This is a genomic window from Sphingomonas bacterium (assembly GCF_028289855.1).
Taxonomy (GTDB): domain Bacteria; phylum Pseudomonadota; class Alphaproteobacteria; order Sphingomonadales; family Sphingomonadaceae; genus Sphingomonas.
Genome location: NZ_JAQGKZ010000129.1, coordinates 1 through 16,730 on the forward strand (window position 1 = coordinate 1; position 16,730 = coordinate 16,730).

At 66.5% G+C, this 16,730-nt stretch carries 20 protein-coding genes; 18 read left to right on the forward strand and 2 right to left on the reverse strand.

Going from position 1 to position 16,730, the window contains the following annotated elements; genetic code table 11:
- Positions 1-394 (forward strand): EF-hand domain-containing protein (locus tag JWM94_RS14845; protein WP_299428763.1); only part of this gene is annotated, 394 nt, incomplete at its 5' end.
- 75 nt (positions 395-469) lie between these two features.
- Here JWM94_RS14845 and radC read toward each other — a convergent pair.
- Positions 470-1,150: a DNA repair protein RadC gene (radC, locus tag JWM94_RS14850; RefSeq protein ID WP_299428766.1), complete on the reverse strand. Its 681-nt coding sequence runs from the start codon at positions 1,148-1,150 to the stop codon at positions 470-472.
- A gap of 161 nt (positions 1,151-1,311) precedes the next feature.
- On the opposite strand from radC, the gene JWM94_RS14855 reads away from it, so the two are divergent.
- From JWM94_RS14855 to JWM94_RS14890, 8 genes are all read left to right on the forward strand, one after another.
- Positions 1,312-4,356 (forward strand): YdbH domain-containing protein, encoded by a 3,045-nt coding sequence (locus JWM94_RS14855; RefSeq protein WP_299428769.1) that lies wholly within the window; start codon positions 1,312-1,314, stop codon positions 4,354-4,356.
- Complete coding sequence (locus tag JWM94_RS14860) at positions 4,353-4,586, forward strand: YnbE family lipoprotein (RefSeq protein WP_367185896.1); 234 nt, start codon at positions 4,353-4,355, stop codon at positions 4,584-4,586. Before JWM94_RS14855 ends, JWM94_RS14860 begins: the two co-directional genes overlap by 4 nt.
- Positions 4,586-4,960, forward strand: a complete 375-nt coding sequence (locus JWM94_RS14865; protein ID WP_299428772.1) for a YdbL family protein — start codon at positions 4,586-4,588, stop codon at positions 4,958-4,960. Before JWM94_RS14860 ends, JWM94_RS14865 begins: the two co-directional genes overlap by 1 nt.
- A gap of 143 nt (positions 4,961-5,103) precedes the next feature.
- Positions 5,104-5,430: an AtpZ/AtpI family protein gene (locus tag JWM94_RS14870; RefSeq protein ID WP_299428775.1), complete on the forward strand. Its 327-nt coding sequence runs from the start codon at positions 5,104-5,106 to the stop codon at positions 5,428-5,430.
- 46 nt (positions 5,431-5,476) lie between these two features.
- A complete protein-coding gene (locus tag JWM94_RS14875) occupies positions 5,477-6,250 on the forward strand; it encodes a F0F1 ATP synthase subunit A (protein ID WP_299428778.1) in 774 nt (257 codons plus the stop codon).
- 43 nt (positions 6,251-6,293) lie between these two features.
- On the forward strand, positions 6,294-6,521 hold the full coding sequence (locus JWM94_RS14880) for a F0F1 ATP synthase subunit C (protein ID WP_299428781.1): 228 nt from the start codon (positions 6,294-6,296) through the stop codon (positions 6,519-6,521).
- Positions 6,522-6,568: 47 nt separating this feature from the next.
- Positions 6,569-7,063, forward strand: a complete 495-nt coding sequence (locus JWM94_RS14885; protein ID WP_299428785.1) for an ATPase — start codon at positions 6,569-6,571, stop codon at positions 7,061-7,063.
- A complete protein-coding gene (locus JWM94_RS14890; protein WP_299428788.1) occupies positions 7,056-7,604 on the forward strand; it encodes a hypothetical protein in 549 nt (182 codons plus the stop codon). Before JWM94_RS14885 ends, JWM94_RS14890 begins: the two co-directional genes overlap by 8 nt.
- 24 nt (positions 7,605-7,628) lie before the next feature.
- On the opposite strand, the gene JWM94_RS14895 is transcribed toward JWM94_RS14890, so the two are convergent.
- On the reverse strand, positions 7,629-8,324 hold the full coding sequence (locus tag JWM94_RS14895) for a hypothetical protein (protein WP_299428791.1): 696 nt from the start codon (positions 8,322-8,324) through the stop codon (positions 7,629-7,631).
- A gap of 115 nt (positions 8,325-8,439) precedes the next feature.
- Here JWM94_RS14895 and JWM94_RS14900 point away from each other — a divergent pair, with 115 nt between their 5' ends.
- The 9 genes from JWM94_RS14900 to JWM94_RS14940 all read left to right on the forward strand — a co-directional run.
- Positions 8,440-8,739, forward strand: a complete 300-nt coding sequence (locus tag JWM94_RS14900; protein WP_299428794.1) for a chorismate mutase — start codon at positions 8,440-8,442, stop codon at positions 8,737-8,739.
- 66 nt (positions 8,740-8,805) lie between these two features.
- Entirely contained in the window at positions 8,806-9,120 is a 315-nt protein-coding gene (locus JWM94_RS14905; protein WP_299428797.1) for a hypothetical protein, read from the forward strand.
- Positions 9,121-9,185: 65 nt separating this feature from the next.
- Positions 9,186-9,923 (forward strand): methanethiol S-methyltransferase, encoded by a 738-nt coding sequence (mddA, locus tag JWM94_RS14910; RefSeq protein WP_299428800.1) that lies wholly within the window; start codon positions 9,186-9,188, stop codon positions 9,921-9,923.
- 32 nt (positions 9,924-9,955) lie between these two features.
- Positions 9,956-11,878: an excinuclease ABC subunit UvrC gene (gene uvrC, locus JWM94_RS14915; RefSeq protein ID WP_299428803.1), complete on the forward strand. Its 1,923-nt coding sequence runs from the start codon at positions 9,956-9,958 to the stop codon at positions 11,876-11,878.
- Between the two features lie 37 nt (positions 11,879-11,915).
- On the forward strand, positions 11,916-12,866 hold the full coding sequence (locus JWM94_RS14920) for a polysaccharide deacetylase family protein (protein ID WP_299428806.1): 951 nt from the start codon (positions 11,916-11,918) through the stop codon (positions 12,864-12,866).
- Positions 12,863-13,780, forward strand: a complete 918-nt coding sequence (locus tag JWM94_RS14925) for a GNAT family N-acetyltransferase (protein WP_299428810.1) — start codon at positions 12,863-12,865, stop codon at positions 13,778-13,780. The genes JWM94_RS14920 and JWM94_RS14925 overlap by 4 nt, the downstream gene beginning before the upstream one ends.
- A gap of 130 nt (positions 13,781-13,910) precedes the next feature.
- The gene (gene recO, locus JWM94_RS14930; RefSeq protein ID WP_299428813.1) at positions 13,911-14,522 is read left to right on the forward strand and encodes a DNA repair protein RecO; all 612 of its coding nucleotides are present in this window, start codon (positions 13,911-13,913) and stop codon (positions 14,520-14,522) included.
- Between the two features lie 101 nt (positions 14,523-14,623).
- Positions 14,624-15,673, forward strand: a complete 1,050-nt coding sequence (gene leuB, locus JWM94_RS14935) for a 3-isopropylmalate dehydrogenase (RefSeq protein ID WP_299428816.1) — start codon at positions 14,624-14,626, stop codon at positions 15,671-15,673.
- The coding region (locus JWM94_RS14940; protein ID WP_299428819.1) for a glycosyltransferase family 2 protein at positions 15,670-16,730 on the forward strand (1,061 nt) is incomplete at its 3' end. The genes leuB and JWM94_RS14940, both read left to right, overlap by 4 nt.

Sequence of the window (16,730 nt, forward strand, 5' to 3'; positions counted from 1 at the left end):
GGCAGCCCCGGCGTCTCCCGCCGATCCGGCTGCCGCTGCTGCTGCGACGCCCGCACCGGCGGCACCTGCCGCTCCCGCGACAGCCGACGCGGCACCGGCCGCACCTGCGGCGGCGGCTCCAGCCCCCGGCGCGCAGATCGCCGACGTCGTGAGCAAGGAGTTTCCGAGCTACGACAAGAATAACGACGGCAAGCTGAGCAAGGCCGAGTTCGGCGCGTGGATGTTCGCGTTGCGCAAGGCGAGCGATCCGGCGCTGAAGGACGACGCGGCGAACAAGACGTATGTCGCCGGCGCCTTCACCACCGCCGATACCGACAAGTCCAAGACCGTGTCGAAGGACGAACTGACCAATTATCTGACCCAGGGTCAGGCGGCAGCTTCGAAGGCGTCGTAACCGCTGAAACGACGCCCACGCAGAGGGCCGGCGCGCTTTCCCCTTGGCGCGGCGGCCCTTTTTTTTGCGTCTCCTCTAGATCAGCCCTTGGCCACGCAGACTGGTAAAACCCTTGGCGCCGACGATGATGTGGTCGTGCACCGCGATGCCGAGTTTCTTGCCCGCCTCGATCACCGATCGCGTCAGGTCGATGTCGGCGCGGCTCGGGGCGGGGTCCCCGCTCGGGTGGTTGTGCACCAGGATGATCGCCGCCGATTTCAGCTCCATCGCGCGGCGGATGACTTCGCGGACATAGACCGGGGCTTCGTCGATCGAGCCCTCGCTCATCTTTTCGTCGCGGATCAGCATGTTGCGCGTGTTGAGATGGAGCACCCGGACGCGCTCGTTGCCGTGATGCGCCATGTCGGCGCGCAAATAATCGAGCAACGCTTGCCAGTTGGCCAGCACCGGTTTTGCCGCGACCTCCGCGCGCAACAGCCGCAGCGCAGCCGCGTGCGCGATCTTGATCGCGGCGACCGACGTGTCACCCATCCCCTTCTCCTGCGCGATCGCCTCGGGCGGGGCGGTCAGCAGGCCGGCGATACCGCCGAACTCGTTGATCAGCGTCTTGGCCAGCGGCTTGGTGTCGCGGCGCGGAATCGCCAGCATGAGCAGATATTCGATCAGTTCGTGGTCGAGCAGCCCGTCGGCATCCGCCACCAGCCGCGCTCTCAGGCGCGCGCGGTGCCCTTCATTGTCTGCTGGCGGAACGCTCATGTCGGACGAAGGGTTATCGGCATGTCCGGGCGTGTGCAATTGCCGTCGGACGCGCGGCGCGTGTAGCGTCGCGGGCGATGGAAACGCGTGGAGAGCCAGTGACGGATAGCGGGGAGCAGACAGGTCCGTCGCGCCGGCGTCGTGTGCTCCTTCGGCTTGGCGTGGCGCTCCTCGTGCTCGCGGTCGCGTTGGCGGGGCTGTGGCTGGCACGCAAGCCGATTACGCGCGGGTTCGTCGATCGCAAATTCGCCGAAGCGCACGTGCCGGCGCGCTATACGATCCAGGAATTGGCGTTGGGGCATCAGCGATTGACCGGCATCGTCATCGGCGACCCCGACAACCCCGATCTGGTTGCCGATTGGGTCGAACTCGAAACTTCGGTCGGGCTGGGTGGCGCCCGGGTCGTAGGGATCAGCGCGGGCAAGGTTCGGGTAAAGGGGCGGATCGTCGACGGCACCCTGTCGCTCGGATCGCTCGATCGGCTGATCCCGAAGGGCGAGGGCGGGGCGTTCCGGCTGCCGGCAATCGCGCTCGACCTGGAAGACGGGCGAATGCGGCTGGAAACGCCGCAAGGCGTCGTCGGGATCAAGGCGACCGGGCGTGGTCGGCTCGACGGCGGATTTCGCGGCAGCATCGCGGCGGTGAGCGACCGCATCGCCGGCGGCGATTGCGCAGCGGCGCACGCGGCGGGCGTGTTCAAGGTCGATATCCGGCAAGATGCGATCCGATTGAATGGGCCACTGCGCGCGGCGTCCGCGGCGTGCGGTGGAAATGGTGCGGCGGGGGTGCGTTCCGATCTCGCGGGATCGCTCGCGCCCGATTTCGCGCGCTGGCACGGATCGGCGCGATTGTCCGTCGATACCGGCCGCGTACAGGCACTGACGATGGCGGGCCTGTCGGGCGACATCCGTTTTGCGGGGAGTGCTGGTGCGATCCAAGGCAAGGCGGCGCTGACGGCGGACCGGCTGGCGGGCAGCGGTGTCGGCGGCCAGGCGGGGGCGATCGACGGGGCGTTTCGCTACGCCGCGGGCACCGGCGCGTTCACCGGGCAAGCGAGGCTGGGCCGCGCCGCGGTGGCGGCGGGCACGCGCGCCTCGTTCGCTTCGCTCGGCAGTATTGGGGCGGGAACACCCGTCGCACCGCTGACCGCGCAACTGGCGCGGGCGCTCGACGCCGGCGCGCGCGATTTCGCAGTGACCGCCGATCTGTCCGCCGCGACCAATGGCGCACGGGGCAGCGTCAAGCTGACCCGGCTGATCGCGGTCGCCGAAAGCGGCGCCAGCATCACGCTTACCAGCCGCGACGGCACGCAATTCGTTTGGCCCGACGGCGGCGCGACGGTGCGCGGCGATCTGGTGATGGGCGGGGGCGGCCTGCCCGATCTGAACGCCACGCTGGCGCAAGCTGCGATCGGCGCGCCGGTGACCGGCATGGTGACGATCGCGCCGTACGAAGCTGGCGGCGCGCGGCTCGCGCTGACGCCGGTCAAGTTCAGCGCGGGGCTCGATGGGCGCACGCGGATCGATAGCGTCGCGACGCTGAGCGGGCCGCTCGGCGGTGGATCGGTCGAGGGATTGCGGTTGCCGGTGGCGGCGCGATGGGACGGGCGCGGCGGGCTGGCGATCAATCCAGCCTGTGCGCCGGTGTCGATCGCGCGACTGCGCGTCGCCGGGATCGATGCGCGCGGCACCGCGACGCAGCTTTGCCCGGTCGATGGTGCGATGCTGCGGATCGCCAGCGGTCGGGTCGGCGGTGGCGCAATGGCGCGCGACCTGCGCGTCGCGGGGGCGATCGGCCGTAGCCCGCTGGCTTTGCGCGCCGGCAGCGCCACCGTGCGGCTCGGCGAACGGCGCTTCGACCTTGGCGCCGTGGCGGTGCGGATCGGCACGCCCGACCGATTGACGCGGTTCGATATAGCGCGGCTCGATGGCGGCTTCGGCGCGACCATCGGCGGCACGTTCGGCGGCACCGCGGGACAGATCGGCGCGATACCGTTGCTGCTGTCGCAAGCCGCGGGCACGTGGCGGATGGATCGCGGGAAGCTGATCGTTGCGGGGACATCGACGGTCAGCGATGCGGCGGGCGATCCCCGTTTCAATCCGCTCAAGGCCGATCAGGTCGCGCTGACGCTGATCGACAATCGCATCGCGGCGACCGGCCTGTTGACCACGCCGGGCGGAATCAAGGTCGCCGACGTGATGATCCGCCACGATCTGTCGAACGGCACGGGCGCAGCCAACCTGGTCGTCCCCGGGCTGCATTTCGGCCCGGCGTTCAAGACCGAGGCGCTCACGCCGTTGACCAAAGGCGTCGTTGAAAACGTCGTCGGCACGGTCAGCGGCGAAGGCCATATCCGCTGGTCGCGCGATGCCGTGACCAGCGATGGTGTGTTCCGCACCCGCGACACCGATCTCGCCGCCGCGTTCGGCCCGGTCACCGGCGTGTCGGGCGAGATCCATTTCACCGACCTGCTCGGGATGGTCAGCGCGCCCAACCAGGTCGCGACGGTCAAGACGATCGACACCGGCATCGCGGTGCAGGACGGCGTGATCCGCTACCGGTTACTCGGGCCGAGCAGGATCCAGGTGACCGATGCAATATGGCCGTTTGCGGGTGGCAAGCTCAGCCTCGACCCGACCACGCTCGACTTCCTCGATCCGGGCGGCCGGCATTTGACGTTCCAATTGACCGGCGTCGATGCCGCGCAATTCCTCCAGCAATTCGATTTCCAGAACCTCAACGCCACCGGCATTTTCGACGGCACGCTGCCCATGATCTTCGACGCGAGCGGCGGGCGGATCGAGAATGGGCGGCTCAAAGTTCGCCCCGGCGGCGGGACGATCGCCTATGTCGGCGAAGTGTCGAAGGCCGACCTCGGCACGTGGGGCAATATCGCGTTCCAGGCGCTCAAGTCGCTGCGCTATCGCAGTCTCGATCTCACCATGAACGGCTCGCTTGGCGGCGAGGTCATCACCGAAGCAAAATTCGCCGGTGTCGCACAAGGCGAGGGCGCGAAGTCGAACTTCCTGATCCGCCGGCTCGCGCGGCTGCCGTTCGTGTTCAATGTCCGCATCCGCGCGCCGTTTCGCGGTCTGCTCGAAACCGCGACCGACTTTTATGCGCCGGAGAATTTGGTGCGGCGCGCGTTGCGGCAAAATGCGCCGACCCCACCCGTTCAGCCTTCCGAAAGCGAGAAAGTGCGATGACCGAAACAGGATTGACGAAGGATCGATTGGGCCTGACCAATCACGCGATGCGACTATTGCTTTTGATCGGCGCTCTGAGCGCCACGTGCCTGGCGGGCGGATGCGTCAACGTCAGCGCGCCCGACAAGCCGATCGAGATCAATTTGAACATCAACGTGACGCAGCAGGTGGTGGTGAAGCTGGATGCTTCGGCCAAGCAGCTGATCGACCAGAATCCGGGAGTGTTCTGATGATGAAGTTTGTTGCCACTTTTGCCCTGACCGCCGCGTTGATCGTGGCGCCGGTGGCCGCGCAGACCCGCGATCCTGCCTATCAGGCGGCGCGCAGCGCGGGCCAGGTCGGTGAGCAGGTCGACGGCTATCTCGGCGTGGTCGGCAACCAGCCGGCGGCGATCACCGCACTGGTCAACTCGATCAATATTCAGCGCAAGGCGCTCTATACGAGCAGCAGCGCGAAGGAAGGATCGACGATTCAGCAATTCGCCCTGACGACGGGCTGCAACCTCATCCTGAAGACCGTGCCGGGCGAGAAATACGAATTGCCCGGCGGCGGCTGGGCGACGCGCACCGCCGCCGCGCCGACACGCGACCCGCGCTGCGTCTGAGCCCGGCCGCGATGCGCCGCCGCGGTTGACTTGGCGGCGCCGCATTCCTAAACGACAGGCGCTTCGGCGGGGCGGCTTGCTTCCCCGCCGGTTTGTCATTGAAATTTCAAGCTCATTCCGATTCGCAAGGACGACCTCGCTTCGTGGCGCACGACCCCATACAACCCTCCGAGGGCGGCGAAGACCCGAAGCTCGCCTCGCTCGAGACGCGGATCGATGCCGCGCAACGTGCCGAGGCCGATCGCACCGCCACGCCGGAAGCCCCGATGGGCATGGGCCGGCCGGGCGCCCGGCAGGGACAGCGGGTGCTGTCGACTTTGGTCGGCTATCCGCTTGGCGGCGGCGTCATCGGCTGGTTCCTCGATGGGGCGTTCCATACCCGTCCGTGGATCATGCTTGCGTTGCTGTTCCTCGCGTTCGCGGGCGCCTGTTTTCAGGTTTTCAACATCTCGAAGGAACGGTCCGAATAGGGCGCAGCCCTTTCGTGTGTACCGATAGAAGAACAGGGATTTAAGCGTGGCCGCGTCAGCCAAGATCGATCCGATGAGCCAGTTCGCGATCCACCCGGTCGGGTCGGGGGATCTGCACGGGCCGTTCGCCTTCACCAACTCATCGTTGTGGATGCTGGTCGTCCTCGCCGTGATCCTGGTGTTCATGATCGGCGGCAACCGTCGCCAGCTCGTGCCCGGCCGCTGGCAGGCCGCGGTCGAGGGGTTCACCGGCTTCGTCGAAGGCATCACGCGGTCGAGCATCGGCGCCGAAGGGCGCAGGTACCTGCCCTGGGTATTCACCGCCTTCACCTTCATCCTGTTCGCCAACGTGATCGGCGCGATGCCGTTCGGGATCGTCCCCGGCGCGCATCCGTTCACCGTCACCAGCCAGTTTTCGGTCACCGGCGTACTGTCGATCATCAGCTTCTTGATCGTGCTGGGCGTCGGCTTCTGGAAGCATAAGCTGCATTTCTTCAGCCTGTTTTGGCCGAAGGACGCGCCGTTCGTGCTCGCCCTGCTGATCTTTCCGATCGAATTGGTGTCGTTCGCGGTACGGCCGTTCTCGCTCGGGCTGCGGCCGTTCATCGCGATGTTCGCGGGCCATATCCTGCTCGACGTGTTCGGCAATTTCGTGGTGCAGGGGCTGAACGCCGGCGGCGTCGGCTACGCAGTGTCTGGCCTTGCGTTCGTGTTCATCGTGTTCGTCAACGCGCTCGAACTGCTGGTCGGCGCGATCCAAGCCTATGTCTTCGCGCTGCTGACCTCGCTGTACATCAACGACGCGGTGCACCTGCACTAAGTTATTTTAGTATCAACACTTTAATCTGAACGGAGTTAAAATAATGGATCTCGCTTCCGCACAAGTTCTCGGCGCCGGTCTGGCCGCCATCGGCGTCGGTGCCGCTGCCGCTGGCGTCGGCATGGTGTTCGGCTCGTTCCTGCAGGGTGCGATGCGCAACCCGGCGGCCGCGTCGGGCCAGCAGGGCACGCTGTACATCGGCTTCGCCGCCGCCGAATTGCTCGGCCTGATGGCGTTCGCCGTGGCGATGATCATCCTTTACGCTCGTTGATGCAAAACCGCCGGCGAGTTCGCTCGCCGGCGGGTTTTAGGTGAAGCATGCCTCAGCTAACTCAGCTCGCACTCGTCTATCAGTCGCAATGGTTCTGGCTGTTGATCACGCTCGCCGTGATCTTCTTCGTCGTCGGTCGGGGCGTGGTCCCCAAGGTCGAGGCGACGGTCGATTCGCGTGATGCCCAGATCGCCGCGGACCTCGCGGCGGCCGAAGCGGCGCGCGAGCAAGCCACCGCGACCGAAGAGAAGTTCCGCGCGGAGATCGCCCGGGTCCATGCCGACGCGCAAGTCGCGGCGGGGGCTGCCCGGGCGAAGGCCGGCGAGGAAGCGGCCAAGCGGCTGGCCAAGGCGGATGCCGAATTGTCGGGCAAGACCGCCGAGGCGAACGCCAAGCTGAGCGCGGCGCGTGATAGCGCGCTGGCGGCGATCGAAGGCGTCGCGGCCGATGCTGCGCGCGACATCGTGGCCAAGGTATCGGGCGCCACGGTCACCGCGGCCGAAGCGTCGAAGGCAGTAAAGATGGCGATGGCGAATGGCTGACACGGTCGCAGGCACCACGGCACCGGGCACGCCCACGCCGGAACATGAAGCATCGGCGCTCGGCATCGAGGCCGGCGGCTGGGTCGCTCTGGCGATGCTGGTCGTGTTCGCGATTGCGCTATGGGCGAAGGTCCCGGCGCTGATCGGGCGTATGCTCGACGCCAGGATCGACGGTATCCGCGAGCAGCTCGACACCGCAAAGAAATTGCGCGCCGAGGCCGAGGCGCTGAAGGCCGAATACGAAGCCAAGGCGCGCGACGCCGACAAGGAAGTCGAAGTGTTGCGCGAATCCGCCGCGCGTCAGGCCGAGGAAATCGTCGCCAAGGCCAAGCAGGATGCGACTGCGCTGATCGCGCGGCATTCGGCGATGGCGGAAGAAAAGATCGCCGCCGCCGAGCGCGCGGTGATCGCCGAGATTCGCGCCACCGCGGCCGACGCCGCGACCACGGCGGCGCGCGCGCTGATCGCTGAAAAGCACAATGCCGGTGCCGACCAGGCGCTGGTCGACAAGACGATCGCAGGACTGGGGCGGCTCAACTAGCGCGCTTTTGCTGCGAATGGCCGGCTAGCGCGCACCCAGCAGCAGCCGATATTCGTACGTCTTGATGAACCAGAACGCCGAAAAGGCCCAGATGCCGAGGCATTCGATCCAGAAGATCCAATGCGTCTCGCACTCCCCCTTGCCGAGATAGTGGATCGCGGCGGCCGTGGCGGGCATCGCGATCATCGCGCCGCCGGCGATGTCGTAGGCGCGTTTGAACCAGCGACGCTTGGGCGGATAGATGATGTACTGGACCCGCCCCTTGGACAGCGCCACCGCGACGATCGCGAGACAGGCGAAGAAAAGACCTGCGCTGATGCCGTGGATGCTGGCTCCCCCGGCGCATTGTTCGCTGGCCATCGGGTTCATGGCAACCGAAATGGCGGCGACGCCGGCGACGTTGAGGATCCAGTTTTCGAGCTTCGACAGGCCGTGGTAAAGGATCAGGAAAACGCCAATCGCCCACAGCGACCCGACCAGGATGTTCCGGGGGGTCTCGGGGACATGATAGAAATAGCTGATCGAGTAATGCCCCGAATACCCGCCGAAAATCACCAGCAGGATGGGTAGGACAAACGCGACCCCACCCATGCCGATGCAGAGAAACAGGTAGCTCCGGACTGCCTGACGCGTCAAAATCCGCCGGAATTTGAGCTTGTCGCCCCATGGCAGGCCGTCCGTCGCCACGGGTGCCCATTGCGGTGCACCGTCTTCTGCCATAGCGCCCCCCCAAACCAAATTGGAGCGAGCATTTTATGACCCGGCCGGTGCGGCGACAACAGGAATACCCACCGATTCGGGCCGACCTTGGATCGCCTGCCGATCGGACGGCCGCATGACACCCCCCGAAGACTGCACGACCATGGCCGAGGTGCGCGCCGGGATCGACGCGCTCGACCTCGAGATCGTCGACCTGCTCGCGATCCGTTTCCGTTTCATGACCGCCGCCGCGCGGATCAAGGCCGACCGCAATGCGGTGCGCGACGAGTGGCGCAAGGCGCAAGTGATCGCCAACGCCAAGGCCGCCGCCGAACGCGCAGGCGTACCATCCGACGTCGTCGCTGACATCTGGGAGCGGCTGGTCGAGGGATCTATCGCGTATGAATTCGATCGCTGGGACGATCATCGCGCCTGACCCGCTGCCTTAATTCCGACGCCAATCGCCGCCAATGAAGCGCGGCCTTATCGAGGGGAGTATTGTATGACGTTCCTGTTCGCCGCCCTGATCGCTGCCCAGACCGCCGCCGCGCCGGCGCCCGCACCGGCGCCCGCACCGGCCGCTGCGCCCGCCGCGGCCACCAAGTTCAATCTCGACACGCCGATCGAAACGCTGATTGCCGATCCCGCCGCCAAGAAGGTGCTCATGGACGATATGGGTGGCCAGGATATCACCACCAATCCGAGCTACGATCAGTTCAAGGGCATGAGCTTCAATCAGGTCGCGCCGTACGCGCCGGACAAGCTTCCCGCCGCGCTGCTGGCCAAGATCGGCGCCGATCTCGCCGCGATCAAGTAAGCCAGCGTTCCATCGCTGACGGTTCGATGATAGACGTCCGCCCCTGACAAGTTCGGGGGCGGACGATGACACGTGGGCTGTATGCGGCGATCGGCGCGGCGATCTATCTGATCTTTTTCGCGACTTTCCTCTATCTGATCGCGTTCGTCGGCGACATTCCGGTCATTCCACGCACGATCGATTCGGGTCCATTGACAACGCTCGGCGCCGCATTGGCGATCGACGCGGCGCTGATCGCGTTGTTTGGGCTCCAGCACAGCATCATGGCGCGGCGCGGGTTCAAGGCGGCGTGGACGCGGATCGTGCCGCCGGTGCTTGAGCGCTCGGGCTACGTCCTTGCCTCCAGCATCGTGCTGATGCTGCTGTTCGCCTTTTGGCGGCCGATTCCGCATCTGATCTGGGACGTCGCCGGGCCGGCGCGGCTGGCGCTATGGGCGCTGTTCTTCCTCGGCTGGGGCATCGTGCTGCTCAGCACCTTCCTGATCAACCATTTCGAATTGTTCGGGCTCAAGCAGGTCTGGCTCAACCTGACCGGCAAGGGCGAGGGGCAGATGCGGTTCCGCACGCCGTTCTTCTACCGGCTGGTGCGGCATCCGCTCTATTCAGGGTTCATCCTCGCGTTTTGGGCCATCCCGGCGATGACGGTCGGGCACTTCGCGCTGGCGCTGGGCATGACCGTCTATATCCTGATTGCGATCGGTTATGAGGAGCGCGATCTGATCGACACGTTCGGCGACGAGTATCGCACCTATCGCGCGACGACGGGCAAACTGTTCCCCGGCATCGGGCGGAGCAAGGCTTAACGCGGAGCGGCGTTCGCCCTACATCGGGCGCAATGTCCGACGACCGCAATTCGCCCAACCGATTCAACGAGGAAAAGGCCGCCTATGCCGTGCGCGGCGGTGGCGATGTGCCCGATCTGGCGGCGGGGGTCGCGGCGATCCGCAACGTGCTCAAGACGCTGCCAGCGCGGCCCGGCGTCTACCGCATGCACGATGCGCGTGGCGATGTGCTGTATGTGGGGAAAGCCCGCGCGCTGAAGAACCGCGTGACCAACTACACCCAGGTCGATCGCCTGCCCAAGCGCCTTCAGCGGATGGTTGCGCAGACTCGCTCGATGACCATCGTCACGACCAACAACGAGGCCGAGGCGTTGTTGCTCGAGGCGCAGCTGATCAAGCGCTTCCGCCCCGCCTACAACGTGCTGCTGCGCGACGACAAAAGCTTCCCGTTCATCCTGCTGCGCGCCGATCACGATTTTCCGCGCGTCCAGAAACATCGCGGCGCGCGGCGCGCGAAGGGCAATTATTACGGGCCGTTCGCGAGCGCGGGGAGCGTCAACAACACGCTCAACGCGTTGCAGAAACTGTTCCTGCTGCGGTCGTGCACCGACAGTTTCTTCCGGATGCGCGACCGGCCGTGCCTGCTTTATCAGATCAAGCGCTGCTCCGCGCCGTGCGTCGGGCGGATCGACCAGGCGGGCTATGCCGAGTTGGTCGGCGACGCCAAGGATTTCCTCGGCGGTAAATCGACCAAGGTGCAGACCAAGCTCGGCGCGCAGATGGAGGCCGCCGCGGCGAACATGGACTTCGAATTGGCAGCGGTGCTGCGCGACCGGTTGAAGGCGCTGACCTTTATCCAGGGCAGCCAAGCGATCAACGCCGAAGGCGTGGGCGACGCCGATGTCTTCGCATTGGCGTGCAAGGACGGGACGATGGGAATCCAGGCGTTCTTCATCCGCGGCGGGCAGAATTGGGGGCACAGGAGCTTCTTCCCCGCGCACACCGCAGACGTGCCTGAGGACGAGGTGATGACGCAGTTTCTCACCCAGTTTTACGAGGAGGTGCCCCCGGCGCGGACGATCCTGCTCGACCGCGACCTCGCGGAAGGGGCGTTGTTGACCGAGGCGCTGGGCGAGCGCGCGGGGTACAAGGTTGCGCTGTCGGTCCCCCAGCGCGGCGACCGGCGGCGGTTGATGGAACAGGCCAAGCGCAACGCGGTCGAGGCGCTCGACCGGCGGCTGGCGGAGAGCACGACGCAGGCCAAATTGCTGCGCGAGGTGGCGGAGCTGTTCGAACTGGCCGAGCCGCCCGACCGCATCGAAATCTACGACAACAGCCATATCCAGGGCAGCGCCGCGGTCGGCGCGATGGTGGTCGCGGGGCCGGAGGGGTTCCGCAAGGGCCAGTATCGCAAGTTCAACATCAGGCAGGCCGCGACCGACGACGATTTCGGCATGATGCGCGAAGTGTTTTCGCGCCGTTTCGCACGGGCGCAAGCCGAGGACCCGGATCGCGACGCCGGCGATTGGCCCGATCTGGTGCTGATCGATGGCGGGCGCGGGCAATTGAACGCAGTGAAGGGCGTGCTCGAAGAGATGGGGATCGAGGATGTGTGCCTGGTCGGCGTCGCCAAGGGGCCGGACCATGGCCGCGAAGGGCATGAGGTGTTCCACTTGATGGACGGGCGCGAACTGACGCTGCCGGTCAACGCGCCGGTCCTGTTCTACCTCCAGCGGCTGCGCGACGAAGTCCACCGCTTCGCGATCGGCGCGCACCGTGCGAAACGCGCGAAGGCGATCGGCGCGTCGCCGCTCGACGAGGTGCCCGGGATCGGCCCGGCGCGGAAGAAGGCGCTGTTGATGCATTTCGGCACCGCGCGGTCGGTTCGGGGGGCCAGCCTGGAAGATTTGCAGAAAGCGCCGGGGGTCAGCGCGATGGTGGCGCAGCAAGTGTACGATTTCTACCATTCGCGGTGACAACCTAATCTTCACCCACGCGCGCTAGAACGCCCGCGTGACAGCAGTCCTTCTCACCATCGATACCGAGCTGATGTGGCGCCACCACACCGCCGGGTGCGATCTGGCCACGCAAGTCGAGCGTTCGCTCGAACCGGCGGGCGTGGGAATTGCGTATCAACTCGCGTTGCTCGCGCGCCATGGGTTGAAGGCGACGTTCTTCGTCGATCCGATGCCGACGATGGTGTTCGGGCTCGACGCGATCAGGCCCACCGTCGAGGCGATCGTCGCGGCGGGGCAGGAAGTGCAGCTCCACCTCCACCCCAATTGGTCGGGCGCCAGGATCGACGATGTCGAGCGCCACGGGCGGTTCGAGCTGATCGACTATAGCCTCGACGAGCAACGTGCGCTGATCGCTGGCGCGCGCGATCTGCTCAAGGCGTGCGGCGCACCCGACCCGGTGGCGTTCCGCGCCGGGAGCTATGCCGCCAACGACGACACGCTCACCGCGCTCACCGACCTCGGTTTCGCCTATGACAGCAGCCATAACGGCGCGGACGCGCCGTGGCCGAGCCGGATCGGCCTGCCGTCGCGCCAGATCGCGCCGGTCGAACGGGGCGGCGTGGTCGAGGTGCCGGTGACGTTGATCGAGGACACGCCGGGCCATCTGCGCCAATTCCAGATTTGCGCGCTGTCGCAGGGCGAAATGCGCGCAGCGCTCGACCATGCCGCCGCCCAAGGTCACGAGGCGGTAACGATCGTCGGGCACAGTTTCGAGCTCGCCAACCGCACGGGGACGCGACCGAACGGCGTGCATGTCGGGCGGTTCGAAGGGCTGTGTGCGATGCTCGCCGATGCCCGCGACACGCTGCCCACCGCGCAGTTTCGCGACTTGCCGGTGTTCGCCGGAAGCGGCGAGGCCACGCCGCTCGGTCCTAACCGGCTGCGCACGCGCTGGCGGCAGGCGGAGCAGCTCTGGTCGAACTGGGTCGAGGAACGCGCGGCGTGACGACCGCCCGCCCGCTACCCCTGAAGTTCCAAGTCGGCGCGCGCACGCTGGCGTCGATCCGCCGCGACCTGGTGCGCGTGCCGCTCAGCCTCGACGAGGCGATCGCCGGGCAGGTGCCGCACCTGCCGCCGCTCGATCCTGCCGCGGATGGCTATCTCGTCACCTCGCTTCCCGAACCGCAGCGCGACGCGCTCGTCCGGGCGGTGGGCGGAATGGTCGCATTTGTCCGCCAGCGTTACGCGCGGCGCTATGCCGACCTGACGATCGGCTTCGACGCCTATCTCGAGCAGCTAACCGCCAACACGCGCTCGGCGATCAAGCGCAAGGGCAAGAAGGCCGCGCAGGCGTCGGGCGGGCAACTCGACGTGCGGCGTTACGCGACGCCCGAGCAGCTCGCCGATTTCCACGGTATCGCGCGGCGGCTCGCCTTGGGCACGTATCAAGAGCGGCTGATGGGCGCGGGGCTGCCCGATACGCCCGATTTCACGCAGCGGATGTTTTCGATGGCGACGGCGGGTCACGTTCGCGCCTGGCTGCTGTATGTCGGCGGCGAGCCGGCGGCCTATCTTTATTGCCCGATCCACGGCGACACGGCGATCTACGAATTCGTCGGGCACAATCCCAAGTTCAACGATCTGTCGGTCGGCGCGGTGCTTCAGGTCGAGGCGTTGCGCGACTTGTTCGCGGATGACCGCGTGAAGCGGTTCGATTTCACCGAGGGCGATGGGCAGCATAAGCGCCAGTTCTCGACCGGCGGGGTGACGTGTTGCGACGTGCTGCTGCTACGGCCGAGCATCGCCAACCGCGCCGCGATCGCCGCGCTGAGCACTTTCGACGGTATGATGGCGCTGGCGAAGAATGTCGTGGAACGCCTTGGCTTGCATGGCATGGCCAAGAAAGTGCGGCGCTCATAATCCTCTCCGTCATGCTGAACTTGTTTCAGCATCCATTTCTCAACAAGCAAGCAACGGCTGCGCGGTGGCATGACGGATCCTGAAACAAGTTCAGGATGACGGCGGGAAGTGGGCAGCGTACCCCTCCCCCATGCACCTCCACGCGCAAGCCCTGGTTCTCGGCGTCCGCCAGCATGGCGAGCATGGCGCGATCGTGCGCGCGCTGACCCGCGAGGCCGGGATGGTCGCGGGCTATGTTCGCGGCGGACGGTCGCGGAGCATTCGGCCGATCCTGCAACCGGCCAATCTGGTCGTCGGCGAATGGCGTGCGCGGACCGAGGAGCAACTCGCCAGTCTCACCGTCGAACTCGTCCGCAGCCGTGCGCCGCTGTACCGCGAACCGCTCGCCGCCGCCGCGCTCGAATGGGTGACGGCGCTGACCGCGGTCGCGCTGCCCGAAAACCAGCCTTATCCTCGGCTCTACACTGCACTCGACGGGATGATCGGCGCGATCGAGGCGGCGCCAGCCGCGCGCGGCTGGGCGGTCGCGCTGGTGCGGTACGAGAATCTGATGCTCGCCGAACTCGGCTATGCGTCCGACGCGGCGCCTGCCCTGACCAGCGAGTCCGGCTGGCCCGACATTCTCGCCGGGCTGGCGCTCACCGGCGGCGAGATCGAAGCGCATCTGCTGACCGATCGCCGAGCCGAGGCGCTGTCGGCGCGCGCGCGGCTGGTCGATCGGCTCAAGCGCGCGGTTGCCTAGACAAAATCCGTTCGCCCTGAGCTTGTCGAAGGGCTGCACTTCCTACTACGGCGGCGAATAAGTGCAGTGCTTCGACAAGCTCAGCACGAACGGGGATTTTAATGGCGCTCATTGCACTTTTGCCCGGGGACGGGATCGGACCCGAAGTCGTCGCTGAAGCGCGCCGCGTGCTCGACGCGCTCGCGCTCGATCTCACGTTCGAGGAAGCGCCGGTCGGCGGCGCGGCCTATCTCGTGGCGGGCAATCCGTTGCCGTCCGCGACGCTCGCGCTCGCCAAGCGCGCCGACGCGATCCTGTTCGGCGCGGTCGGCGACCCGCAATTCGAGGCGCTCGAGCGCCGCCTGCGCCCCGAAGCGGCGATCCTGGGCCTGCGCCGCGAGCTCGGGCTGTTCGCCAATTTGCGGCCCGCCACGCTTACCCCGGGGCTGGAGGATGCCTCGCCGCTCAAGCCCGAGATCGCGCGCACGCTCGACCTGCTGATCGTCCGCGAACTGACCGGCGACGTCTATTTCGGCGAGAAGGGCCGCCGCACCGGGCTGGGCGGGGTGCGCGAAGGCTGGGACTCGATGCGCTACGACGAGGTCGAGGTCGAACGCATCGCGCGGGTCGGGTTCGAGACCGCGCGGCGGCGCAAGAACAAGCTTTGCTCGGTCGACAAGGCCAACGTGCTCGAAACCTCGCAACTCTGGCGCGACGTCGTCAACGAAGTGTCGGGCGATTACGACGATGTCGAGCTGACCCACATGTACGTCGATAACGCAGCGATGCAGCTGGTTCACAATCCCGGCCAGTTCGACGTCATCGTCACCGGCAATCTGTTCGGCGATATCCTGTCCGACCAGGCGAGCGCGTGCGCAGGGTCGATCGGGATGCTCCCGTCGGCGTCGCTGTCGAGTTGGCGGTCGAACCTAGGGCTGTACGAGCCGATCCATGGTTCGGCGCCCGATATTGCCGGTCAGGGGATCGCCAATCCGTGCGGGACGATCCTGTCGGCGGCGATGATGCTCGACCATTCGCTCGACTTGGGCGAAGCGGCGCGGCGGATCGAGGCGGCGGTGGCGACGGCGATCGTCGGCGGTGCGCGGACCGCCGATATTGGCGGTACGCTCTCGACAGGCGCGATGGGCGACGCGATCCTGGCGGCCTTATGACCGACTGCCTCGACCTTGCCATCGTCATCCCGACGTTCAACGAACGCGGCAACGTGCCGCTGCTGGTCGAGAAGCTCGACGCGGCGTTGACCGGCCTGGCGTGGGAAGCGATCATCGTCGATGACAACAGCCCCGACGGGACCGCCGACGCCGCGCGCGATCTCGCGCGGCGCGACCACCGCGTGCGGGTGATCCAGCGGATCGGGCGGCGCGGGCTGTCCTCGGCATGCATCGAAGGGATGTGCGCGACCGCGGCGCCTTTGGTCGCGGTGATCGACGGCGATCTGCAGCATGACGAGACGATCCTGCCGGCGATGGCGAAGGCGCTGCACGACGATCAGGCGCTCGACCTGGTGGTCGGATCGCGCTTTGTCGATGGCGGCGGTACCGGGGACTGGGACAAGGACCGGGTCGCCAAATCGGCCTTCGCCACCAAGCTGTCGCGGCGCGTGCTCAAGGCCGATCTCGGCGACCCGATGAGCGGGTTCTTCATGGCGCGCACCGCGATGGTGCGCGAGATCACCCCGCATCTGTCGGCGATCGGGTTCAAGATCCTGCTCGACATCATGACCACCGCGCCGCGCCCGCTCAAGTTCAAGGAGCTGCCCTACACGTTCCGCGTCCGGACCGAGGGCGAGAGCAAGCTCGACCATGTCGTCGCGATGGAGTTCCTGATCGCGCTCTACGACCGGATCATGGGGCGTTTCATTCCGGTGCGGTTCGCGATGTTCTCCGGCATCGGCGCGGTCGGCGCGCTGGTCCATTTCCTTGTGCTCGGCATCCTGTTCCGCGAGCTTCACGTCGGATTCGTCAAATCGACGATCTTCGCCACCGCGATCGCGATGACGTTCAACTTCTTCGTCAACAACGCGCTGACCTATCGCGACGGGCGGCTGAAGGGGGCGAGGGCGCTGTTCGACGGCTGGGTATCGTTCTGCGCGGTTTGCTCGGTCGGCGCGGTCGCCAATGTCGGGGTCGCGGCGTTCCTGTACGATGCGCGATCCGACACGTGGATTATTTCGGCCCTGGCGGGGATCGCGGTCAGCGCGGTGTGGAA

Excerpts from the sequence above, each read along its gene's own strand:
- radC (WP_299428766.1), bottom strand. The coding sequence starts at position 1,150 with ATGAGCGTTCCGCCAGCAGACAATGAAGGGCACCGCGCGCGCCTGAGA.
- JWM94_RS14860 (WP_367185896.1), top strand. The coding sequence starts at position 4,353 with ATGACCGAAACAGGATTGACGAAGGATCGATTGGGCCTGACCAATCAC.
- JWM94_RS14865 (WP_299428772.1), top strand. The coding sequence starts at position 4,586 with ATGATGAAGTTTGTTGCCACTTTTGCCCTGACCGCCGCGTTGATCGTG.
- JWM94_RS14880 (WP_299428781.1), top strand. The coding sequence starts at position 6,294 with ATGGATCTCGCTTCCGCACAAGTTCTCGGCGCCGGTCTGGCCGCCATC.
- JWM94_RS14885 (WP_299428785.1), top strand. The coding sequence starts at position 6,569 with ATGCCTCAGCTAACTCAGCTCGCACTCGTCTATCAGTCGCAATGGTTC.
- JWM94_RS14890 (WP_299428788.1), top strand. The coding sequence starts at position 7,056 with ATGGCTGACACGGTCGCAGGCACCACGGCACCGGGCACGCCCACGCCG.
- JWM94_RS14895 (WP_299428791.1), bottom strand. The coding sequence starts at position 8,324 with ATGGCAGAAGACGGTGCACCGCAATGGGCACCCGTGGCGACGGACGGC.
- JWM94_RS14900 (WP_299428794.1), top strand. The coding sequence starts at position 8,440 with ATGACACCCCCCGAAGACTGCACGACCATGGCCGAGGTGCGCGCCGGG.
- JWM94_RS14905 (WP_299428797.1), top strand. The coding sequence starts at position 8,806 with ATGACGTTCCTGTTCGCCGCCCTGATCGCTGCCCAGACCGCCGCCGCG.
- mddA (WP_299428800.1), top strand. The coding sequence starts at position 9,186 with ATGACACGTGGGCTGTATGCGGCGATCGGCGCGGCGATCTATCTGATC.
- uvrC (WP_299428803.1), top strand. The coding sequence starts at position 9,956 with ATGTCCGACGACCGCAATTCGCCCAACCGATTCAACGAGGAAAAGGCC.
- recO (WP_299428813.1), top strand. The coding sequence starts at position 13,911 with ATGCACCTCCACGCGCAAGCCCTGGTTCTCGGCGTCCGCCAGCATGGC.
- leuB (WP_299428816.1), top strand. The coding sequence starts at position 14,624 with ATGGCGCTCATTGCACTTTTGCCCGGGGACGGGATCGGACCCGAAGTC.